The organism is Pseudomonas sp. lyk4-TYG-107, assembly GCF_030209055.1.
Taxonomy (GTDB): domain Bacteria; phylum Pseudomonadota; class Gammaproteobacteria; order Pseudomonadales; family Pseudomonadaceae; genus Aquipseudomonas; species Aquipseudomonas putida_A.
Window position 1 is genome coordinate 64,774 of sequence record NZ_JARVST010000018.1, and the last position, 20,172, is coordinate 84,945.

The following is a 20,172-nucleotide window of genomic DNA, read 5'->3' on the forward strand; positions in this document are numbered from 1 at the left end:
AGCCATCACTGGCGCCGGGCTTTTTCACATCAACCGCACAGCTTACTCGGCGAGGATCTGACCCACGGTCGGGTCCTTGAACAGGCGAGTCAACGCATCGCTCAACACGTCGCTGACCAGCTTGGTGTTGGTTTCCTGGTTCGGCGCCATGCCGAAACGCTGGTCCAGCGAAGCGCCGTAGCGGCCGCTGTAACGACGGTTGCCGCTCTGCACGTCGGAGCGGAAGGTCGCGCCGATGGTGGCTTCGGTCACGTACATGCCTTCTTTCGGCGACTGGTACTTCAGCTCGGTCAGGGTCACGGTCAGTTGCGGCGCGTTCATCCCGTTGCTGGTCGGGGTGAAGCCGAGCAGACGTACGGCGGCTTCAGCCTGCGCCTGCAACTTGGGCAGGATCTGCTCGCGCTGCACGGTGATCGCGCTGGTTTCCGGGTACAGGCCGCCACGGGTGCCGAGGGTTGGCGACGGACGACCGTCAACCACGCGCACCACCACTTGCTGGCCATGGCCGACCGGGGCCAACTGCGTGGTCAGCTTCGGTTCCGGGCTCAGTTGTTGCGGGCTGTGGGCGCAGCCAACCAGGGTCAAACTGGTCACAGTGATCAAACCGAACAACAGGCGTTGCAACATGCTCTTTTCTCCAGAATCAGGCACAAACAGGCCGGCAGTATAGCGGTGGGCCACTGCGGGTCACCAGCACCCGACAGTGAATACTCAAATGTCTGACCCAGCCGTGGGAATGCGGTTCCTGTCACAGATTATTCACCGCCCATACACCTCGGCGTCACGGCCGCCCGGCAAGCTTCAAACCAGTCCTCCAACAAGGTACTCGGCCATGCGTTATCTGATCTCGTTGTTCGCCCCACGCCCACTGCACCGCAGCTTTGCCCTGCTCGACCGCAACGGTCATTGTCAGGCATTCAAGCAGTGCAGCCTGCAGCCGATGGGCGATGGCTGGGTGGAAATCGAAGAAATCCGTCTCAACTGGTTGCACCAGCCACTGCCCGCCAGCGCCCGCGTCATAGCGTCGCAGCCCCGCGCACGTGTGCAAGCGATGTTGAGCATCTGACCGGATGCCTAATAAAAGTCATTAAACACGAGCAACTGCCCGCATTTCTTCGATACAATCTCCCCCCGATTATAAGGACGTCTCCTGATCGGGCCCCGCAACACCGTCAATGCGCATGCATCGACACCCAAATCGCCCACAGAGAGCCGCCCACACAGATCGAGTGAAGTTGGCGCGCTTGCCTGTTCTTCCGGCAAAAACCCCGCTTTTCGCGAATCTGCAGAGCTGTCATGACGCTCGGCCACCGCGTTGTTTTGCCCTTGCGGGCAGGGTGCCAGGCCTGGACAGCCCTTTTTTGAGGTTCACGTCTTCAAAAGAGCGTGAAAAAAACGGGTTTTCACAACTTCACAAGAGTGTGGCGAGCAAATGAAAAGTTTTGCGTCTGAACATGCACCATTAGCGTCTGAAACAGCCCAACGACACAGGACCGGGTATACCTCGAACATCGGAGCCTGAAGCCTGTCCGCTACGGATTTGGTTGCACAAAAACGGATGTCTCGACCATAAGTCGAATTGCCAGCCGCGTGCTGAAATGAGTTCATGGAGCTCTTGAAGCCAGGCCGCATGCATCCGTCGAAGTTGCGAAAAATTGCGAAGATTCGGACATGACGAACCTGACCATGGGTATCCGGGGCGCAACTGACCTGCCCCGTCACTCCCTGGCAACCATGCCGACAATTTGGTGCTGCAGATTTTGGAGACGCGTTAAATGGCGCATAACGAAGCAGTCGACGTAGTTCTGGTTGGGGCGGGCATCATGAGTGCCACCCTGGCAGTACTGCTCAAAGAGCTCGACCCGGCGATCAAGCTGGAAGTCGTCGAGTTGATGGATTCCGGTGCTGCGGAGAGTTCCAACCCGTGGAACAACGCCGGTACCGGCCACGCCGGCCTGTGCGAGCTGAACTACACGCCGCAGGCAGCCGACGGCAGCGTCGATATCAAGAAAGCCGTGCACATCAACACCCAGTTCGAAGTGTCCAAACAGTTCTGGTCGTACCTGACCAAGAAAGGCACCTTCGGCTCGTGCAAATCCTTCATCAGCCCGGTGCCGCACCTGAGCTTCGTTCAGGGTGACAAAGGCGTGTCGTTCCTCAAGGAACGCTTCAACGTGCTGCACAAGCACCACGCCTTCTCCGACATGGAATACACCGAAGACAAGGCCAAGATGGCCGAGTGGATGCCGCTGATGATGCCGGGCCGCTCGCCGGACGAAGTCCTGGCCGCTACCCGCGTGATGAATGGCACCGACGTCAACTTCGGCGCCCTGACCAATCAGTTGCTCAAGCACCTGACCAGCGCACCGGACACCCAGGTCAAATACTGCAAGCGCGTCACCGGCCTCAAGCGTAACGGCGCCGGCTGGACCGTCAGCATCAAGGACGTCAACAGCGGCGCCAGCCGTGAAGTCGACGCCAAGTTCGTCTTCCTCGGCGCTGGCGGCGCGGCTCTGCCATTGCTACAGGCCTCGGGCATCGAAGAAAGCAAGGGCTTCGGCGGCTTCCCGATCAGCGGCCAGTGGCTGCGTTGCGACAACCCGGAAGTGGTCAAGCACCACCAGGCCAAGGTCTACAGCCAGGCCGCGGTGGGCTCGCCGCCAATGTCGGTGCCGCACCTGGACACCCGTGTGGTCGATGGCAAGAAATCCCTGCTGTTCGGGCCATACGCCGGTTTCACCACCAAGTTCCTCAAGCACGGTTCCTTCATGGACCTGCCGCTGTCGGTTCGCGCCGGCAACATCGGCCCGATGCTGGCAGTGGCGAAGAACAACATGGACCTGACCAAGTACCTGGTCAGCGAAGTGATGCAATCGATGGAGCAGCGTCTGGAATCCCTGCGCCGCTTCTACCCGGAGGCGAAAGCCGAGGACTGGCGCCTGGAAGTGGCCGGCCAACGGGTACAGATCATCAAGAAAGACCCGAAAAAGGGCGGCATCCTGCAATTCGGTACCGAACTGGTTGCGGCGAAAGACGGCTCCCTCGCCGCCCTGCTCGGCGCTTCGCCAGGTGCTTCGGTAACCGTTTCGATCATGCTCGAACTGATCGAGAAATGCTTCCCGGCCAAGGCCAAGGGTGAGTGGGCGGCCAAACTGGCCGAGATCTTCCCGGCCCGCGAGAAAGTCCTGGAAACCGATGCTGCGCTGTATCGCAAGATCAACACGCAGAACAACATCGCCCTGGAACTGGTTGAAGAAAGCAGCGAGACCCCAAGCTTCGCTTGATCTTGCGCCATAAAAAAACGCCCCGCACTCAGTGAGTGCGGGGCGTTTTTTTATGGCCAGTATTTGAAACACTGACCTCTGTGGCGAGGGAGCTTGCTCCCGCTTGAGTGCGCAGCGCTCACAAGAGTTTGGGGCCGCTGCGCAGCCCGGCGGGAGCAAGCTCCCTCGCCACAGGGATGGTGTTAGGCGCGGGATTTTTCGATCAGTTCGATATAGTCCGGGGCATTGCGCTGATCGGCGATCAGGTCAACGAAGGTCTTGCCGTGCTCGTCCTTGCCATCCACGTCGTAACCGGCAGCCACGAAGAACGTCAGGAAGCGCTCGAAATCGTCGATGCGCAGGCCACGGTAGGCCTTGATCAGTTTGTGCAGCGACGGCGAAGTGGCGTCGACCGGTTCAAAATCGAGGAACAGCTTGATCTGCTCATCGCCGATCTCGTCACCAATCACCTGTTTCTTATCTTTACGCATTGCCGACTCCAGCTCGCAGACATTACACGGGGCGGGCAGTTTACCCCTGCCCTGCCCCCCGGCTCAACGCGCACGAACGGCCCCGGTGTGCAGATCGGCCCAGATGTGGCCATTGGCATAACTGAGGAACTGTACATACACGGTGTCGTTGCGCAGCAGATCGATCACCACCCGGTACTGGGCCAGCGGGTAAAACAGGGTCAGGGTTTTGCTCTTGTCGTCATAAGCCGGTTTTTTCAGGCTTTTGCTTTCGCCATCGAAACTGACCAGCACCTGGGCGATGGTTGCGCCCTTGTTCAGCGACTTACCCTTGAGGCGAATCATCAGCGGCGACGTGACCGGAATCGGCTGCTGATTGGACTGGCGTTGCGCACCGACCACCACCGAATAATCGGTGACCTGCAGCAGTTGTTGCTGCTCGGGTTCGGCACCGCGCAGGGTCAGGTCGTCCGGCGGCAGGAATTGACTGTGCATCGGTGCCGGGGCGGCGGCCAAGGGCAGGCTGAGGGTCAGCAACAGGGCGGCAAGGCTGCGGATCAAGAGGCTCATGGCAGGCTCCGGGGGCGGGGCCGAGCACTCTAGCATGGGTGTAGCAGATGGATCAGCACACACAAAACAACTGTGGGAGCGAGCCTGCTCGCGATAGCGTCGTATCAGTCAACATCAACATTGCTGACAGACCGCTATCGCGAGCAGGCTCGCTCCCACAAGGGATAGCGCGGGGTCTTACATGCCTTTAACGGCAAAGATCCCGTTGGCGTTGCGCCAGTAACCTTTGTAGTCCATGCCGTAACCGAAGATGTAGCGGTCAATGCACGGCAGGCCGACGAAGTCTGCTTTCAGGTCAGGACGCGCCTTGCGGTCGTGATCCTTGTCGATCAGCACGGCGGTGTGCACTTTGCGCGCGCCGGCGTGTTTGCAGAAGTCGATGATCGCGCCCAGGGTGTGACCTTCGTCGAGGATGTCGTCGATGATCAGCACGTCGCGGTCGATGAACGAGACTTCCGGCTTGGCTTTCCAGAACAGGTCGCCGCCGCTGGTTTCGTTGCGATAACGGGTCGCGTGCAGGTAGGAAGCTTCCAGCGGGAATTGCAGGTGAGTCAGCAGTTTTCCGGAGAAAATCAGGCCGCCGTTCATCACGCAGAACACCACCGGGTTGCTGTCGGCCAGTTGTTCGTTGATTTGTGCACCGACGCGGGCGATGGCGGCCTCGACTTCAGATTCGGTGTACAGGCAGTCAGCCTCTCGCATGATTTGACGGATATGCTCGAGATCAGCGGACATGGCGCTCTCCAGGGGGATGTTTTCGGAAAAGCGGGCAAAGGTACGCATCCCGTGAGGTCGAATCAAGCCTTAATGGACTAACGTACTCAATGTCCTATAGGACATCACCCTCGGATAGATTAATCTAGGCCGGTTTTTTTGCCCGCCGCCGGAGTTTTTCCATGCCCATCCTCGAGATCCGCCACCCGCTGATCCGCCATAAACTCGGCCTGATGCGCCGCGCCGATATCAGCACCAAGAATTTCCGTGAGCTTGCTCAGGAAGTCGGCGCCCTGTTGACCTATGAAGCTACAAAAGATCTGCCGCTCGAATCCTACGATATCGCCGGTTGGTGCGGCACTGTGTCGGTGGAAAAAATCGCCGGCAAAAAGATCACCGTCGTGCCGATCCTGCGCGCCGGCATCGGCATGCTCGAAGGCGTGCTGAGCCTGATCCCGGGTGCCAAGGTTTCCGCTGTGGGCGTTGCCCGCAATGAAGAAACCCTGCAAGCGCACACTTATCTGGAAAAACTGGTTCCGGAAATCGACGAACGGCTGGCGATGATCATCGACCCGATGCTCGCCACCGGCAGCTCCATGGTCGCGACCATCGATCTGCTGAAGAAAGCCGGTTGCAAGGACATCCGCGCAATGGTGCTGGTGGCCGCGCCGGAAGGCATTGCCGCTGTGGAACAGGCTCACCCGGACGTGACCATCTACACCGCTTCCATCGATGAGCGTCTGAACGAACACGGTTACATCATCCCAGGGCTTGGCGATGCCGGTGACAAGATCTTCGGTACCAAGCAGAAGGACGCGTGAGCATGCAGCAAGAGTTCAACGATCCGCTCTGGCGCACGGTGCTGTCCGGCGCCCAGATGCTGTTCGTGGCTTTCGGCGCCCTGGTGCTGATGCCGCTGATCACGGGTCTTGACCCGAACGTGGCACTGTTTACCGCGGGTCTGGGGACGATCCTGTTCCAGATTGTCACCGGGCGTCAGGTGCCGGTGTTTCTGGCGTCGAGCTTTGCCTTCATCACCCCGATCATTCTCGCCAAGGGCCAGTTCGGCCTCGCCGCGACCATGGGCGGCGTGATGGCAGCCGGTTTCGTCTACACCTTCCTCGGCCTCGCCGTGAAAATCAAAGGCACCGGTTTCATTGACCGTCTGCTGCCGCCAGTGGTGATTGGCCCGGTGATCATCTCGATTGGTCTGGCCATGGCGCCGATTGCCGCGAACATGGCGATGGGCAAGGCGGGTGACGGTTCCGAGCTGATCCACTACCAGACCGCGATGATGATCTCGATGCCGGCGCTGCTGACCACGTTGATCGTGGCGGTGTTCGGTAAAGGCATCTTCCGTCTGGTGCCGATCATTTCCGGGGTGCTGGTCGGTTTTGCCATGTCGTTCTATTTCGGTGTGGTCGATACCGCGAAGATTGCGGCGGCGCCATGGTTCGCCCTGCCACACTTCACCGCGCCGGAGTTCAACTGGCAGGCGATCCTGTTCATCGTTCCGGTAGCCCTGGCTCCGGCCATCGAGCATATTGGCGGCGTAATTGCCGTGGGCAGCGTGACCGGTCGTGATTATCTGAAGAAACCGGGCCTGCATCGCACCCTGCTCGGCGACGGCATCGCCACCACGGCGGCCGGTCTGTTTGGCGGCCCGCCGAACACCACCTACGCCGAAGTGACCGGCGCGGTGATGCTGACCAAGAACTACAATCCGAAAATCATGACCTGGGCGGCGATCTTCGCCATCACCCTGGCGTTCATCGGCAAGTTCGGCGCGCTGCTGCAAAGCATTCCGGTGCCAGTAATGGGCGGAATTCTGTGCCTGCTGTTCGGCTCGATCGCGGCAGTGGGGATGAACACTTTGATCCGTCACAAGATCGACCTCGGTGAGGCACGCAATCTGGTGATCGTTTCGGTGACCCTGGTGTTCGGTATCGGCGGTGTGCTGGTCGGCACCGGCACTGGCCCGGACGACTTCGGCCTCAAAGGCATCGCGCTGTGCGCGGTGGTGGCGATTGCGCTGAACCTGATTCTGCCGGGCAATGATGGCTGGAAGAACAAGAAGGCGGATGAGCCGCTGATCTAAGGCTTTAGATCTTTATTGTCTGACAGATAGCTTTCGCGAGCAGGCTCGCTCCCACATTGATCTTCGGTGCGCAGAAGATCCCCTGTGGGAGCGGGCTTGCTCGCGAAGCTTTTGGCTTTAAAGCGCCAACGGCGCTCTCTCGCACAGGGTTGCCAACGCCTTCGCCCATTGCGGGTCGTCATTCAGGCACGGCACCAGCACCAACTCCTCGCCCCCCGCTTCGCGGAACTGTTCCTTGCCGCGATCACCGATCTCTTCCAGCGTCTCGATGCAATCGGCGACAAACGCCGGGCACATCACCAGAATCTTCTTCACCCCGCTTTGCGCCAGCTCGTCCAGCCGCGCTTCAGTGTAGGGTTCGATCCACTTCGCCCGCCCCAGACGCGACTGAAACGACACCGACCATTTGCCATCGGCAATGCCCGCGCGCCTGGCGAACTCGGCGGCGGTGCGTAGGCACTGGGCGCGGTAACAGGTGGCCAGGACTGCCGGCGAAGCGTTCTTGCAGCAATCCGCGTTTTTCAAGCAGTGATTGCCAGTCGGATCGAGCTTGGTCAGGTGCCGCTCCGGCAAGCCATGGAAGCTCAGCAGCAAGTGATCGTAGTCCTGCTGCAAATGCGGGGTAGCGCTGGCGACCAGCGCGTCGATGTACTCAGGCTGATCGTAAAACGGTTGCAGCACCGAGAGTTTTACATCGAGCTTCTTCTCGCGAATCACCCGCTTGGCTTCTTCGATCACCGTGGTGGTGGTGCTGTCGGCGAACTGTGGATAAAGCGGTGCCAGCGTGATGCGCTCGTGCCCCGCCGCCACCAGTTGCAGCAATTTGGTTTCAATCGACGGCTCGCCATAACGCATGGCCAGTTCCACCGGGCCGTGGGTCCACTGGGTGGTCATCTGCTGCTGCAGACGACGGCTGAGCACCACCAGCGGCGAGCCCTCCTCCCACCAGATCGAAGCGTAGGCATGGGCCGATTGCTCAGGGCGCTTGATCAGGATCAGCGACACCAGCAGCCGCCGCACCGGCCACGGCAGGTCGATCACATACGGGTCCATCAGAAATTGATTGAGGTAGCTGCGTACATCGGCCACCGAGGTGGAGGCCGGGGAACCCAGGTTGACCAGAAGCAAGGCGTGATCGGTCATGCATCGTCCTATTTCAAAGGCGGCCGGAGAGATCATCCAAAGCCGCGCGCAAATCCGTGAACTGGAAAGTGAAACCCGCTTCCAGCAAGCGTGCCGGCACGGCCCGTTGGCCACCCAGCAACAGCAATGACATTTCGCCAAGCCCGACCTTCAGCGCCAGGGCCGGCATCGGCATGAACGCCGGGCGGTGCAATACGCTGCCCAGCGTCTTGGCAAACTCGCGATTGCGCACCGGTTTCGGTGCGCAGGCATTATAAGGACCGCTCGCCTGATCGCGGTGCAGAAGAAAATCAATCAGGGCGATTTGATCATCGATGTGAATCCACGGCATCCACTGCCGACCATTGCCCAGCGGCCCACCCAACCCGAGTTTGAACGGCAGCAACAGCCGCGACAAAAAGCCGCCCTCGGCCGACAGCACCAGCCCGGTTCGCACCAGCACCACGCGGATGCCCTGACCTTCGGCACGCTGGGCGGTTTCCTCCCAGGCAATGCACAACTGACTGGCAAAATCGTCGATCACTGGCGGCGAATCTTCGGTCAGCTCGCGTTCGCCGCCGTCGCCGTACCAGCCAACAGCAGAACCGGAGATCAACAACGCCGGTTTCTGCTGCCGTGTTTCCAGCCAGGCCAGCAGGGTTTCGGTGAGGGTGATGCGGCTGCTCCACAGCAACGCCTTGCGCCGGTGGGTCCATGGCCGATCCGCGATCGGTGCACCGGCCAGGTTGACCACCGCGTCCAGCGGCTCGTTGCCGAAGTCTTCGAGACGCGCAATTGCACGCACCTGCGCGCCACAGATTTTCGCGACCTTTTCCGGGCGTCGACTCCACACCGTCAATTGATGGCCCTGCCCCGACCAGTGTCGGCAGAGCTGACGGCCTATCAAACCAGTACCGCCGGTCAGCAATATGCGCATGACTTCTTCCTCGCGTGGCGTTTTACCCGGATCACTAGTCTATTTTTATAAGCAGGGATCTTTTCTATCGGGCAGGCTCTATTGTTTAACCATAGGCCAAGCTGTCAGAACGAGAACGCTAGAAGTTATACCAAAAAACAAAATTGTACAGGTTTCATTGACGGCGTAGTCTGTACAGAAAGGTAAACGAGGCCCCTATGACTGTACCTATCGCAATCATCGGCACCGGCATCGCCGGACTCTCCGCCGCGCAGGCGCTGACAGAGGCCGGACACACCGTCCAGCTCTTCGACAAAAGCCGCGGCAGTGGCGGACGCATGTCGAGCAAACGCAGCGACGCCGGTTCTCTGGACATGGGCGCGCAATACTTCACCGCCCGCGACCGGCGTTTCGTCACCGAAGTGCAACGCTGGCAAAGTCTGGGCTGGGTCGCCGAGTGGACGCCGCAGCTCTACACCTTTCAGGGCGGGCAACTGAATCTGTCGCCGGACGAACAGACGCGCTGGGTCGGCACGCCACGCATGAGCGCGATCACCCGGGGTTTGCTCGACGGTCTGGAAGTGCACTTCGCCTGCCGCATCACCGAAGTCTTTCGCGGTGAAGAACACTGGCACCTGCAGGACGCCGAAGGCTTCACCCACGGTCCCTTCAGTCACGTGGTGATTGCGACGCCAGCGCCGCAAGCCACGGCGTTGCTGGCTGCCGCACCAAAACTCGCTGGCGCCGCCGCCGGGGTGAAAATGGACCCGACCTGGGCCGTTGCCCTCGCCTTCGATACGCCACTGGATACACCGATCGAAGGCTGCTTCGTGCAGGACAGCCCCATCGACTGGCTGGCACGCAACCGCAGTAAACCGGGGCGCGATACCACCTGCGACACCTGGGTGCTGCACGCCAGCAGCGCCTGGAGTCGGCAACACATCGACCTGTCCAAGGAAGCTGTCATCGAGCAACTGCACGGCGCATTCGCCGAACTGCTGCACAGCGCGATGCCCGCTCCGACTTTCAGCCTCGCCCACCGCTGGCTCTACGCACGCCCTGCGACCGGCCACGAATGGGGCACGCTGGCCGACGCCGATCTGGGCTTGTACGCCTGCGGCGACTGGTGCCTGTCGGGGCGTGTCGAAGGGGCCTGGCTCAGTGGCCAGGAAGCTGCACGCCGTTTGCACGAACACCTGCAATGAATCGCATCAATCCGCAAAAATTGCTGCTGTCGAAGTGGACAGCAGCCCACCCGCAAAACCGCGAAAAACATTTTCTGGTCACCGAACTGTTCCGGGATGAGGAAGGCACGGTGCTGGAGATTGAGTTGCAGGCGGTGCTGACCAAACGCGCAGAACGCCTCGATTGGCAGACGTTGAAGAACAACGATCACTGGTTACTGGGCTGGCAATAAAGATCCTGTAGGAGTGAGCCTGCTCGCGATGGCGTCGCATCATTCAACATCAATGCTGCCTCCACAGTCGATCGTGGTTAACCTGGAAAAACTTATACAAATGAGTTGACTTGTACACGCATGAATCTATGCTGAGGAAAAGTTGTACAGAGATAAATATCTGTACAGGAATAGATTCGAGGTGTGCATGTCCGATCTTTCTGCTTCCCGGCCCAAAATCGCCATCAGCGCCTGCCTGATGGGCGCCGAAGTGCGCTACAACGGCGGGCACAAGGAATCGCGGTTGTGCAGCCGCACCCTTGCCGAGTATTTCGAATTCGTGCCGGTATGTCCGGAAGTCGCGATTGGCCTGGGCATCCCACGCGAACCGATCCGCCTGGTTGGCGATCCCGATGCTCCTGAAGCTATCGGTACGGTCAATCCGCAAATCAATGTCACCGAACCACTGGCAGCCTACGGGCAGAAAATGGCCGGCGAGCTCAATGACATCTGCGGCTATATCTTCATGCAGCAGTCGCCTTCGTGCGGTCTGGAGCGGGTCAAGGTCTATCACGCCAACGGCGCGCCGGTGAACGGCGGCGGCCGTGGCATCTACGCTCAGGCGTTCTGTGCGCAGCACCCTGACCTGCCGGTGGAAGAAGCCGGACGCCTGAACGATCCGGTGTTGCGGGAAAACTTCATCACCCGCGTGCTCGCCTACAGCGCCTGGCAGCAGGTGCTCGAACAAGGCTTGAGCCGCCGCGCACTGACCGAATTCCACTCACGCTACAAATACCTGCTGATGGCACACAACCCTGAGCAATACAAAGCCTTGGGCAAACTGCTGGGCAACATGGCCAAGACCGATCCGGTTGAACTCGGCCCGCGCTATTTCAGCGAGTTGATGAGCGCGTTGAAGAAATGCGCTACCCGCCGCACCCACAGCAACGTGCTGCAACACATCAGCGGCTACCTGAAACAGGCGATCAGCCCGGAAGACAAACAGGAAATGCAGCATGTCATCGGCCAGTACCGCCACGGCATCGTGCCGCTGGTGGTGCCGTTGACTCTGCTCAAACACCACTTTCGCCAACACCCGGATCCGTACATTGCGCGGCAGGTTTACTTGCAGCCGCATCCGGAAAACCTCAGCCTGCGAAACGCCATTTGATGAACGACAAACTCGACACCAGCGCCCAGGAAGACCTGGGTGCCGACTTCAAGAAAGCCCTCGACGAAGGCTGGCTGCCGATCCGTGAAGTAGCGCGGCAGACCGGGGTCAACGCCATCACCCTGCGCGCCTGGGAGCGCCGTTACGGGTTGATCGTGCCGCAGCGCACGCCCAAGGGCCATCGCCTGTATTCCAGCGAACATGTGCAACGAATCCTGACCATCCTGACCTGGCTTAATCGAGGCGTGGCTGTCAGTCAGGTCAAACCGTTGCTCGATGCTCCGCAAGCCTTTACCGAGACGGTGGAAAACGACTGGCAACGGCAGCGCCAGTCCTTGCTCGGCGCCGTCATCCAGCTCAATGAGCGCAACCTCGACGACAGCATCAACCAGGCCATGGCCCTGTACCCGCCACGCACCCTGTGCGAGCAATTACTCCTGCCGCTGCTGGCCGAACTCGAGCAGCGCTGGCAAGGCCAGTTCGGCGCACAGATGGAACGGGTGTTCTTTTATTCCTGGTTACGCAGCAAATTCGGCGCGCGCATCTACCATAACAATCGGCAATTACACGCTGCGCCGTTGCTGCTGATCAATCACTCGGACCTGGCACTGGAACCTCACCTGTGGCTATGCGCGTGGCTGATCAGCAGCGCCGACTGCCCGGTGCAAGTGTTCGACTGGCCGCTACCGGCCGGAGAACTGGCGCTGGCGGTCGATCATCTGCAAGCGCGGGGAGTGCTGCTGTATTCCAGCAAGGCGATGAATCTGGCGCAGCTGCCAAAACTGCTGAATGGCATCGGCACTGCAAAAATGCTCGTCGGACCAACGGTATGCATCCACCAGACCGAGTTGTCCGTAAGAACCCCTGAGATCGCTGATCTGATCCTGGCCGAAGACCCGCTCTCGGCACATCAGGAACTGGTTCAGCGTGGGCTGATTTAATGGAAACCGCGATGCAATTGATCTGGCTGCGCAGCGACCTGCGCCTACATGACAACACCGCCCTCGCGGCCGCCGCAGCGCGCGGCCCGACGTTTGCCGTGTATCTGTTGAGCCCGCAGCAATGGCTGGAACATGACGACGCCGCGTGCAAGGTCGACTTCTGGCTGCGCAACCTACGTGAGCTGAGCAGTCGCCTCGGCGAGCTGAACATCCCGTTGCTGCTGCGCACCGCCAATCATTGGGATCAGGCCCCGGCGGTGCTGCTCGAACTTTGTGTGCAATTGAAGATTCAAGCTGTGCACGTCAACGAAGAATATGGCATCCACGAAAGCCAGCGCGACGCCGCGCTGGCGGTGGCCCTGAAGACCAAAGGCATCGCTTTCCACAGCTACCTTGACCAACTGCTGTTCAAGCCCGGCACGGTACTGACCAAAACCGAAACCTACTTTCAGGTGTTCAGCCAGTTCCGCAAGGTCTGCTATGAACGCCTGCACCGCTCGATGCCGGCGCTGGTCAAGACGCCCGGCAAACAGGCAAAGCTGAACATCGACTGCGATCCGGTGCCGGCATCCGTCGCCGGTTTTGCAACGCCGAGCGAGTCTTTGCGCACACTGTGGCCGGCCGGCGAACAGGAAGCCCGGCGCCGTCTCGACACCTTCGCCGACGCGCAGATCGACTACTACCAGAGCGAACGCGACTTCCCGGCCAAACCCGGCACCAGTCAACTTTCCGCGTACCTCGCCGCCGGGGTGATTTCGCCGCGCCAATGCCTGCATGCGGCCCTGCAAAGCAATCAGGGCGAGTTCGACAGTGGCAAGGTCGGCGCGGTGACCTGGATCAACGAGCTGCTGTGGCGCGAGTTCTACAAACACATTCTGGTCGGCTACCCACGGGTTTCGCGCCACCGCGCATTTCGCCCGGAAACCGAAGCCCTGGCCTGGCGTGATGCGCCGGACGATCTGGCGGCCTGGCAAGAGGCGCGGACCGGTTTGCCAATCATCGATGCAGCCATGCGCCAACTGCTGGAAACCGGCTGGATGCACAACCGCTTGCGGATGATTGTGGCGATGTTCCTGACCAAGAATCTGCTGATCGACTGGCGTGAAGGCGAGCGCTTTTTCATGCGCCACCTGATCGACGGCGATCTGGCGGCGAACAACGGTGGCTGGCAATGGAGTTCTTCGACCGGCACCGATTCGGCGCCGTACTTCCGCATCTTCAATCCGCTGAGCCAATCGGAAAAATTCGACAGCGAAGGCCTGTTCATCAAGCACTGGCTGCCTGAGCTGGCCGGCCTGAACAAGAAGGAAGTACACAACCCGGCCAGCGCCGGCGGACTGTTCGGCGTGGCGGATTATCCGGCGCCGATCGTCAATCTCGGCGCTTCGCGCGAACGCGCGCTGGCGGCGTTCAAGAACCTGCCGTCGCGCTCGTCTATGGAAGAAGTTCATGAGTGAATTCCTGCGCCGCTTCGCCCGCCAGTTCGCCGAGTTGAACAAAGACAACTTGCAACGTCTGGGCGAGCTGTACAGCGATGACATTCACTTCACCGACCCGCTGCATGAAGTGCAGGGGCTGGTGCAACTGCGACATTACTTCAGCGAGCTGTACGCCAACGTCAGCGAACTGCGCTTCGATTTCCACGGCTTCGACCAGATCGCTGACGGTGAAGGTTACCTGCGCTGGGTCATGAGTTACCGCCACCCGCGTCTGGCCGGTGGTCAATTGATTCGCGTCGCCGGGTGTTCGCACCTGCTGTGGCGCGACAAGGTTTATCGCCACCGGGATTATTTCGATGCCGGGGCCATGCTGTATGAACATTTACCCGTATTGGGCCGGGTGATCGCCTGGTTGAAAAGGAGAATGGGATGAGTCGTACACCTCCACGGCGTTATTGGCTGACCGGTGCCAGCAGTGGCATCGGCGCAGCACTGGCTGAAGAGATTCTGAAAAGCGGCGCGCATCTGGCTGTCAGTTCGCGTCAGGTGGCACCGCTCAAAGTGCTGTCGCAACGTTATCCGGGGCAAGTGCTGGTGGTGGCCGGCGATCTGACCAACAGTCAGACCGTGCGCGAAATCGGCCAGCAGATCGAACAGGCCTGGGGCTCGCTCGACAGCGTAATTCTCAATGCCGGCACCTGCGAGTACGTCGATGCGCGACAGTTCGATGCCTCGATCATCGAACATGTGGTGCGCACCAACCTGCTCGCCAGCAGTTACTGCATCGAAGCGGCCCTGCCGTTGCTGCGCAAAGGCACCGCGCCGCATCTGATCGGCATGGCCAGTTCCGTGACCTACCTGCCGCTGCCTCGGGCCGAAGCCTACGGCGCGTCGAAGGCCGGGCTGCGCTATCTGTTCGAATCGCTGCGAATCGACCTGGCCGTCGAGGGCATCGAGGTCACCATCATCAGCCCGGGTTTTGTCGAAACCCCGCTGACCGCCAAGAATGACTTCCCGATGCCGTTGAGCTGGCCTGTGGATAAAGCGGCGCGGCACATCTTCGCCAAGCTCAAGGATCGTCCGCTGGAGATCGCCTTTCCGGCACTGTTCATGGCGGCGCTGTGGCCACTGTCGAAGCTGCCGGCGCGCCTGCAACTGGCGATCGGCAAGCGCATGGTGCGCAGCAACCCACCGCTGCGGGACCCGATATGAAGATCGCCATTGTCGGCAGCGGAATCGCCGGCCTGACCTGCGCTCACCTGCTCAATCGCCGACACGACATCACGGTGTTCGAGGCCAGCGACTGGGTCGGCGGTCACACGCACACCGTGCAGGTAACCGTCGATGGCCGCGAATACGCGGTCGACACTGGGTTCATCGTGTTCAACGACTGGACCTATCCGAACTTCATTCGATTGCTCGGCCAGCTCGGCGTGTCGTTCAAACCGACGGAAATGAGCTTCTCGGTCACCGACCCGGACACCGGTCTGGAATACAACGGCAACAACCTCAACAGCCTCTTCGCCCAGCGCAGCAACCTGCTGTCCCCGGGGTTCTGGGGCATGTTGCGCGACATCCTGCGCTTCAATAAAGAAGCCCAGCGCGACCTCGCCGAACAGCGCATTGCCGCCGATACCACGCTCGACGATTACCTCAAGGCTGGCGGTTATGGCGAACGTTTCATCCTGCATTACATCGTGCCGATGGGCTCGGCGATCTGGTCGATGCCGATGGCCGAGATGCTCAATTTCCCGCTGCAATTCTTTGTGCGCTTCTTCAAGAATCATGGCCTGCTGTCAGTCAGTGATCGCCCGCAATGGCAGGTGATCGAGGGCGGCTCCAGTGCCTACATTGCGCCGTTGACTGCGGCGTTCCACGACAAGATCCGCCTCAGCTGCCCGGTGACGCGCATCGATCGCGATGAACACGGCGTGGTTATCCACAGCCCGGCCGGCATCGAGCGTTTCGACAAAGTCGTGCTTGCCTGCCACAGCGACCAGGCCCTGCAATTGCTTGGCACGCCAAGCCAGGCGGAACGCTCGATCCTCGGCGCCCTGCCCTATGCCGATAACGAAGTCGTGCTGCATACCGATACCCGTCTGCTGCCGACCCGCAAACTGGCGTGGGCCAGCTGGAACTATCGCTTGAGCGGCGCCGGCCATACCCACGCGGCCGTCACTTACGACATGAACATCCTGCAGGGCATTCAGAGCGACACCACGTTCTGCGTCAGCCTCAATCAGAGCGCCGGGATCAGCCCGTTCAAGGTGCTCGCCAAATACACCTACGCCCACCCGCAATTCAGCCTCGCGGCTGTGGCGGCGCAAAACCGCTGGGCCGAACTCGACGGTCAGCAGCACACCCATTATTGCGGCGCCTACTGGGCCAACGGCTTTCATGAGGACGGCGTGGTCAGCGCGTTGCGCGTGGCCGCCGCGTTCGGGGAAAGCTTATGAACAGCGCCCTGTACAGCGGCTGGATTGGCCATCGGCGCTTTTCGCCCAGACGCCACGAATTCCGTTACCGGATCGGTCTGTTGTACCTCGATCTGGCGGAACAGGACGCCGTGTTCGGCCTGTCACCGTTTGCCAGTCGCAGCCGCTTTGCACCGTTTTCGTTTCGCGAAACCGACTACCTGAAAACCTTCACCGGCAGCGGCATGCGCCTGATCGATGCGGTGCGCCAGCAAGTCGGCGTCGCCATCGGCCATCAACCGCAGGGTTCGATCTGCCTGCTGACCCAACCGCGCAGTTGGGGTCTGGCGTTCAATCCGGTGAGTTTCTTTTATTGCCACGAGTCCGACGGACAACTGGCGGCGATTCTCTGCGAAGTCACCAACACGCCGTGGCGCGAGCGTTATCACTACGTGCTGCCGGCCCGCACACCGACCGACCTGCAAGACTTTCACCAGCACTTCGCCGTGGCCAAGGCCTTTCATGTCTCGCCGTTTTTGCCGCGCGATCTCGAGTACCGCATGAGCTTCAGCCCGGCTGCGCAAAACCTCGGCGTGCACATGGCCGACTGGCAGGGTGAGCACAAGCTGTTCGACGCCACGCTCAATCTGCAGCGCGAACCCCTCGACCGCCACAGCCTGCACCGCTACTTGCGACGTTTTCCGTGGATGACCGCGAAAACCTGCCTGGCGATTTATTGGCAAGCCGTGCGCCTGTTGCTCAAGCGTGCTCCGATTTTTGCTCATCAGGCTGCCGACGGCAGCTTCCAGATCGCCACTGTGCCTCCCAAGGAGCACCGCCATGAAATCCTCTAGCCTGTCGGTCAGTCGCTTCAGCACCAACGGTTTGACCGGTTCGCTGCTGCGTCGCGGCGTTTTGCGGCAACTCAGTCAGCTCAAACACGGGCAATTGCTGGTGGTTGAGGATGGCGAACGCCTGATGTTCGGCACGCCGGGCAGCCACCTGCTCGGCGAAATCCATGTGCAGGATGCAGCGGTGTGGGGCATGGTCGCCGGCAACGGATCGATCGGTGCCGGCGAAGCGTTTATCCACGGTTACTGGAGTTCGCCGGACCTGACGGCGGTCGTGCGCGTGTTCGTCAGCAACCTCGACGTGCTCGACGCCATGGAGCGCGGTCTGGCCCGCCTCAGCCGGCCGCTGGTGCAAGGCCTGCACTGGCTCAACCGCAACACGCGCAAGGGGTCGCAGAAAAACATCGCGGCGCACTATGACCTCGGCAACGATCTGTTCGAACAGTTTCTCGACCCGACCATGATGTATTCGGCGGCGCAGTTCCTCAGCCCCGACGACAGCCTGGAACAGGCTCAGTTGAACAAGCTGGAACGGATCTGCCAGAAGCTCGCACTCAAGCCCGAAGATCATCTGCTGGAGATCGGCACCGGTTGGGGCAGCATGGCGCTCTACGCCGCGCAGCACTACGGCTGCCGTGTCACCACCACGACGCTGTCGAAAGAGCAGTACGCGTTTACCGCCAGGCGCATTGAAGCACTGGGGTTGCAGGATCGGGTAACGCTGCTGCTCACCGACTACCGCGACCTCACCGGCGAATACGACAAACTGGTGTCGATCGAGATGATCGAAGCGGTCGGTCACCGCTTCCTGCCCACCTATTTCAAGCAATGCGCGCACCTGCTCAAGAGCAACGGCCTGATGCTGTTGCAGGCGATCACCATCCGCGAGCAGCGCTACGAGCAGGCCAAGCGCGGCGTCGACTTCATCCAGCGCTACATCTTCCCCGGGGGCGCCCTGCCCTGCGTGCAGAAGATGCTCGAAGTGGTCAGCCGCGAGACCGATATGAACCTGCTGCACATGGAAGATTTCGGCCTGCACTACGCCCGCACCCTGCGCCTGTGGCACGAAAACTTTCGCCGCGCCCATGGCCGGTTGAGCGAGTTGGGTTACGACGATTACTTCCTGCGGCTGTGGGAGTTTTACCTGTGCTACTGCGAGGGCGGGTTTCTGGAGCGCACCATCGGCACCGCGCAACTGCTGCTGGCCAAACCGGCCGCGATGCCGGCGCCGTTGCTCGGACGCTTCGATGCTTGAGCGGCTGACCAATGCCGTGCTGTTTCAGGTCGGCTGGCTGGCCTGCGTGCTCGGCGGCGACAGTCTGTGGCTGCTGCTGGCGCTGGCGGTGCTGGTGATTCATCTGGGCTGGATCAGCAGTTGGGCGGAGGAAGGTCGTTTGATCCTCAGCGTGGTGCTTGTCGGTACAGCCGTAGACAGTCTGTTGCGCGCTGCCGGCGTGTTCGAATTCCAGGATTTGTCGCCACTGATTCCGCTGTGGCTGATGCTGCTCTGGGCCTTGCTCGCGACCACGTTGCGTCACTGCCTGCAATGGAGCGCCCGCCCGTGGTGGCTGGCCAGCGGACTCGGTGCAGTGGGCGGCGCCGTGTCCTATTACGGCGGCGGACAGCTGGCCGGCGTGCAATTTCCCTACGGTGAAGTGCCGACCCTGATCGGCATCGGCCTGCTGTGGGCGCTGCTGTTTCCGCTGCTGCATGCCATGGCACGGCGGCTGGCCCACTGAGCGTCTGTCAGGCCTTTCACACAGCAACCGGCGGCTGCCTTACACTGCGCAGCATGAAAACCATTCCCCACCAGCAAATCACCGAGCCAGCGGTCACCTGTTCGACCTGCGCAGCGTGCTGTTGCCAGCTCGAAGTGATGCTGATCACCGACACCGGCGTGCCTGAGCGCTTTATCGATACTGATGAGTGGGGTGGTGAAGTGATGCTGCGTCTGGACGACGGCTGGTGCGCGGCGCTGGATCGCGACAGCATGATGTGCACGATCTATGAGAAACGTCCGCTGATCTGTCGCGAATTCGAGATGGGGGCACCGGAGTGCATTGAAGAACGCAAAGGCATTGCCACTGCCTACCGTTGATCTTTCAAGCAACACAAAACCAATGTGGGAGCGGCGGTGCGACGATTCGACTTGCTCGCGAAAGCGGTTCTTACAGTCAACATCTTCGTTGAATGAGAAATTGCTTTCGCGAGCAGGCTCGCTCCCACAAAGGTCAGTGGTGGATCAATTACAGCGGCATCGTGTAATGCAGCGCGTAGCTTTCTACACCGTCGTTGCTGCTGGCCAGGCCGGCGTTGGAGTAGTGCGTCGCACGAATCCCCACTTCATGCCCGCCATTGAAGCGCAGACCAAAACCGATACGGTCTTCGAACTGGAAAGAGCCGCCGATGTTGTTGCTTTCATACTTGGTGTTGGAGAACGCTGCGACACCAATACCCGCCTCAACGTACGGCTTGACCGACTGACCGGCAAACTCGTAAACGAATACCGGGGAGAACGACAGGCTGTTGTTGCTGGAAGTCTTGTCACCGTCCCAGTAAGTGTAAGCGCCGCTCCAGTAACCGGTCAGGCGACCGACATCACTTTGCAGCCAGCTCTTGTCCCAATCGAAATTCATGCCCAGGCGATAAGTCATGGTCGAATCGCTGGTCGCACCCACTGCAAATTCAACACCTGCAGCTTGCGCGGTAATACTTTGCCCCATCAGTGCGGCCGCAATCGCGGCCAAGCAGAATAGTCGCTTCACTTTGAAACTTCCTTTTCCGGAACGATCGTTTGGTTTTCTAGA

At 60.4% G+C, this 20,172-nt stretch carries 23 protein-coding genes; 16 read left to right on the top strand and 7 right to left on the bottom strand.

The window, feature by feature from the left end; translation table 11 throughout:
* Nucleotides 1-42: 42 nt before the first annotated feature.
* Entirely contained in the window at nucleotides 43-627 is a 585-nt protein-coding gene (locus QRN61_RS15040) for a YajG family lipoprotein (protein ID WP_003228101.1), read from the bottom strand.
* A gap of 205 nt (nucleotides 628-832) precedes the next feature.
* On the opposite strand from QRN61_RS15040, the gene QRN61_RS15045 reads away from it, so the two are divergent.
* Together QRN61_RS15045 and mqo are read left to right on the top strand one after the other, a co-directional pair.
* Nucleotides 833-1,066, top strand: a complete 234-nt coding sequence (locus QRN61_RS15045) for a hypothetical protein (protein ID WP_007912834.1) — start codon at nucleotides 833-835, stop codon at nucleotides 1,064-1,066.
* Between the two features lie 709 nt (nucleotides 1,067-1,775).
* A complete protein-coding gene (mqo, locus tag QRN61_RS15050; protein ID WP_027612214.1) occupies nucleotides 1,776-3,284 on the top strand; it encodes a malate dehydrogenase (quinone) in 1,509 nt (502 codons plus the stop codon).
* Nucleotides 3,285-3,466: 182 nt separating this feature from the next.
* On the opposite strand, the gene QRN61_RS15055 is transcribed toward mqo, so the two are convergent.
* The 3 genes from QRN61_RS15055 to QRN61_RS15065 all read right to left on the bottom strand — a co-directional run bounded on the left by QRN61_RS15055 (nucleotide 3,467) and on the right by QRN61_RS15065 (nucleotide 5,038).
* A complete protein-coding gene (locus tag QRN61_RS15055) occupies nucleotides 3,467-3,754 on the bottom strand; it encodes a PA4642 family protein (protein WP_096797272.1) in 288 nt (95 codons plus the stop codon).
* Nucleotides 3,755-3,817: 63 nt separating this feature from the next.
* Nucleotides 3,818-4,303 carry a hypothetical protein gene (locus QRN61_RS15060; RefSeq protein ID WP_285374100.1) on the bottom strand — a complete coding sequence of 162 codons (486 nt, stop codon included), beginning with the start codon at nucleotides 4,301-4,303 and terminating at the stop codon, nucleotides 3,818-3,820.
* A gap of 177 nt (nucleotides 4,304-4,480) precedes the next feature.
* Nucleotides 4,481-5,038 (bottom strand): hypoxanthine-guanine phosphoribosyltransferase, encoded by a 558-nt coding sequence (locus tag QRN61_RS15065; protein WP_016987197.1) that lies wholly within the window; start codon nucleotides 5,036-5,038, stop codon nucleotides 4,481-4,483.
* Nucleotides 5,039-5,199: 161 nt separating this feature from the next.
* Between QRN61_RS15065 and upp the strand changes: the two genes are divergently transcribed.
* On the top strand, nucleotides 5,200-5,838 hold the full coding sequence (gene upp / locus QRN61_RS15070) for a uracil phosphoribosyltransferase (protein ID WP_003228118.1): 639 nt from the start codon (nucleotides 5,200-5,202) through the stop codon (nucleotides 5,836-5,838).
* Between the two features lie 2 nt (nucleotides 5,839-5,840).
* Nucleotides 5,841-7,115, top strand: coding sequence for a uracil-xanthine permease family protein (locus QRN61_RS15075; protein WP_003228120.1), 1,275 nt, complete (start codon nucleotides 5,841-5,843; stop codon nucleotides 7,113-7,115).
* 117 nt (nucleotides 7,116-7,232) lie between these two features.
* On the opposite strand, the gene hemH is transcribed toward QRN61_RS15075, so the two are convergent.
* Nucleotides 7,233-8,258, bottom strand: coding sequence for a ferrochelatase (hemH, locus tag QRN61_RS15080; RefSeq protein WP_285374101.1), 1,026 nt, complete (start codon nucleotides 8,256-8,258; stop codon nucleotides 7,233-7,235).
* A 13-nt stretch (nucleotides 8,259-8,271) separates the two neighbouring features.
* Nucleotides 8,272-9,174: a TIGR01777 family oxidoreductase gene (locus QRN61_RS15085; protein ID WP_115988916.1), complete on the bottom strand. Its 903-nt coding sequence runs from the start codon at nucleotides 9,172-9,174 to the stop codon at nucleotides 8,272-8,274.
* Nucleotides 9,175-9,371: 197 nt separating this feature from the next.
* Between QRN61_RS15085 and QRN61_RS15090 the strand changes: the two genes are divergently transcribed.
* The 12 genes from QRN61_RS15090 (at nucleotide 9,372) to QRN61_RS15145 (ending at nucleotide 19,463) form a co-directional block, all read left to right on the top strand.
* On the top strand, nucleotides 9,372-10,358 hold the full coding sequence (locus QRN61_RS15090; protein WP_007967686.1) for an NAD(P)/FAD-dependent oxidoreductase: 987 nt from the start codon (nucleotides 9,372-9,374) through the stop codon (nucleotides 10,356-10,358).
* Nucleotides 10,355-10,570, top strand: a complete 216-nt coding sequence (locus QRN61_RS15095; protein WP_027612220.1) for a TIGR02450 family Trp-rich protein — start codon at nucleotides 10,355-10,357, stop codon at nucleotides 10,568-10,570. Before QRN61_RS15090 ends, QRN61_RS15095 begins: the two co-directional genes overlap by 4 nt.
* Before the next feature lie 187 nt (nucleotides 10,571-10,757).
* Nucleotides 10,758-11,720: a YbgA family protein gene (locus QRN61_RS15100; RefSeq protein ID WP_027612221.1), complete on the top strand. Its 963-nt coding sequence runs from the start codon at nucleotides 10,758-10,760 to the stop codon at nucleotides 11,718-11,720.
* Nucleotides 11,720-12,661, top strand: coding sequence for a MerR family transcriptional regulator (locus tag QRN61_RS15105; protein ID WP_096797277.1), 942 nt, complete (start codon nucleotides 11,720-11,722; stop codon nucleotides 12,659-12,661). The genes QRN61_RS15100 and QRN61_RS15105 overlap by 1 nt, the downstream gene beginning before the upstream one ends.
* 11 nt (nucleotides 12,662-12,672) lie before the next feature.
* Nucleotides 12,673-14,118: a deoxyribodipyrimidine photo-lyase gene (gene phrB / locus QRN61_RS15110; RefSeq protein WP_285374102.1), complete on the top strand. Its 1,446-nt coding sequence runs from the start codon at nucleotides 12,673-12,675 to the stop codon at nucleotides 14,116-14,118.
* Nucleotides 14,111-14,533, top strand: coding sequence for a nuclear transport factor 2 family protein (locus QRN61_RS15115; protein ID WP_027612224.1), 423 nt, complete (start codon nucleotides 14,111-14,113; stop codon nucleotides 14,531-14,533). Before phrB ends, QRN61_RS15115 begins: the two co-directional genes overlap by 8 nt.
* Entirely contained in the window at nucleotides 14,530-15,312 is a 783-nt protein-coding gene (locus QRN61_RS15120) for an SDR family NAD(P)-dependent oxidoreductase (protein WP_183785904.1), read from the top strand. Before QRN61_RS15115 ends, QRN61_RS15120 begins: the two co-directional genes overlap by 4 nt.
* Nucleotides 15,309-16,556: an NAD(P)/FAD-dependent oxidoreductase gene (locus QRN61_RS15125; protein ID WP_027612226.1), complete on the top strand. Its 1,248-nt coding sequence runs from the start codon at nucleotides 15,309-15,311 to the stop codon at nucleotides 16,554-16,556. The genes QRN61_RS15120 and QRN61_RS15125 overlap by 4 nt, the downstream gene beginning before the upstream one ends.
* Nucleotides 16,553-17,368 carry a DUF1365 domain-containing protein gene (locus QRN61_RS15130; RefSeq protein WP_285374103.1) on the top strand — a complete coding sequence of 272 codons (816 nt, stop codon included), beginning with the start codon at nucleotides 16,553-16,555 and terminating at the stop codon, nucleotides 17,366-17,368. The genes QRN61_RS15125 and QRN61_RS15130 overlap by 4 nt, the downstream gene beginning before the upstream one ends.
* Entirely contained in the window at nucleotides 17,355-18,620 is a 1,266-nt protein-coding gene (locus tag QRN61_RS15135; RefSeq protein WP_096797281.1) for an SAM-dependent methyltransferase, read from the top strand. The genes QRN61_RS15130 and QRN61_RS15135 overlap by 14 nt, the downstream gene beginning before the upstream one ends.
* Nucleotides 18,613-19,104 (top strand): DUF2878 domain-containing protein, encoded by a 492-nt coding sequence (locus QRN61_RS15140; protein WP_285374104.1) that lies wholly within the window; start codon nucleotides 18,613-18,615, stop codon nucleotides 19,102-19,104. The genes QRN61_RS15135 and QRN61_RS15140 overlap by 8 nt, the downstream gene beginning before the upstream one ends.
* A gap of 53 nt (nucleotides 19,105-19,157) precedes the next feature.
* A complete protein-coding gene (locus QRN61_RS15145; protein ID WP_007967664.1) occupies nucleotides 19,158-19,463 on the top strand; it encodes a YkgJ family cysteine cluster protein in 306 nt (101 codons plus the stop codon).
* Between the two features lie 148 nt (nucleotides 19,464-19,611).
* On the opposite strand, the gene QRN61_RS15150 is transcribed toward QRN61_RS15145, so the two are convergent.
* Nucleotides 19,612-20,130, bottom strand: a complete 519-nt coding sequence (locus QRN61_RS15150) for an acyloxyacyl hydrolase (protein WP_285374105.1) — start codon at nucleotides 20,128-20,130, stop codon at nucleotides 19,612-19,614.
* Nucleotides 20,131-20,172: the final 42 nt, after the last annotated feature.

Bases quoted from the DNA above. Each gene is read 5' to 3' on its own strand.
- QRN61_RS15040 (WP_003228101.1), bottom strand. From the start codon at position 627: ATGTTGCAACGCCTGTTGTTCGGTTTGATCACTGTGACCAGTTTGACC.
- QRN61_RS15045 (WP_007912834.1), top strand. From the start codon at position 833: ATGCGTTATCTGATCTCGTTGTTCGCCCCACGCCCACTGCACCGCAGC.
- mqo (WP_027612214.1), top strand. From the start codon at position 1,776: ATGGCGCATAACGAAGCAGTCGACGTAGTTCTGGTTGGGGCGGGCATC.
- QRN61_RS15055 (WP_096797272.1), bottom strand. From the start codon at position 3,754: ATGCGTAAAGATAAGAAACAGGTGATTGGTGACGAGATCGGCGATGAG.
- QRN61_RS15060 (WP_285374100.1), bottom strand. From the start codon at position 4,303: ATGAGCCTCTTGATCCGCAGCCTTGCCGCCCTGTTGCTGACCCTCAGC.
- QRN61_RS15065 (WP_016987197.1), bottom strand. From the start codon at position 5,038: ATGTCCGCTGATCTCGAGCATATCCGTCAAATCATGCGAGAGGCTGAC.
- upp (WP_003228118.1), top strand. From the start codon at position 5,200: ATGCCCATCCTCGAGATCCGCCACCCGCTGATCCGCCATAAACTCGGC.
- QRN61_RS15075 (WP_003228120.1), top strand. From the start codon at position 5,841: ATGCAGCAAGAGTTCAACGATCCGCTCTGGCGCACGGTGCTGTCCGGC.
- hemH (WP_285374101.1), bottom strand. From the start codon at position 8,258: ATGACCGATCACGCCTTGCTTCTGGTCAACCTGGGTTCCCCGGCCTCC.
- QRN61_RS15085 (WP_115988916.1), bottom strand. From the start codon at position 9,174: ATGCGCATATTGCTGACCGGCGGTACTGGTTTGATAGGCCGTCAGCTC.
- QRN61_RS15090 (WP_007967686.1), top strand. From the start codon at position 9,372: ATGACTGTACCTATCGCAATCATCGGCACCGGCATCGCCGGACTCTCC.
- QRN61_RS15095 (WP_027612220.1), top strand. From the start codon at position 10,355: ATGAATCGCATCAATCCGCAAAAATTGCTGCTGTCGAAGTGGACAGCA.
- QRN61_RS15100 (WP_027612221.1), top strand. From the start codon at position 10,758: ATGTCCGATCTTTCTGCTTCCCGGCCCAAAATCGCCATCAGCGCCTGC.
- QRN61_RS15105 (WP_096797277.1), top strand. From the start codon at position 11,720: ATGAACGACAAACTCGACACCAGCGCCCAGGAAGACCTGGGTGCCGAC.
- phrB (WP_285374102.1), top strand. From the start codon at position 12,673: ATGCAATTGATCTGGCTGCGCAGCGACCTGCGCCTACATGACAACACC.
- QRN61_RS15115 (WP_027612224.1), top strand. From the start codon at position 14,111: ATGAGTGAATTCCTGCGCCGCTTCGCCCGCCAGTTCGCCGAGTTGAAC.
- QRN61_RS15120 (WP_183785904.1), top strand. From the start codon at position 14,530: ATGAGTCGTACACCTCCACGGCGTTATTGGCTGACCGGTGCCAGCAGT.
- QRN61_RS15125 (WP_027612226.1), top strand. From the start codon at position 15,309: ATGAAGATCGCCATTGTCGGCAGCGGAATCGCCGGCCTGACCTGCGCT.
- QRN61_RS15130 (WP_285374103.1), top strand. From the start codon at position 16,553: ATGAACAGCGCCCTGTACAGCGGCTGGATTGGCCATCGGCGCTTTTCG.
- QRN61_RS15135 (WP_096797281.1), top strand. From the start codon at position 17,355: ATGAAATCCTCTAGCCTGTCGGTCAGTCGCTTCAGCACCAACGGTTTG.
- QRN61_RS15140 (WP_285374104.1), top strand. From the start codon at position 18,613: ATGCTTGAGCGGCTGACCAATGCCGTGCTGTTTCAGGTCGGCTGGCTG.
- QRN61_RS15145 (WP_007967664.1), top strand. From the start codon at position 19,158: ATGAAAACCATTCCCCACCAGCAAATCACCGAGCCAGCGGTCACCTGT.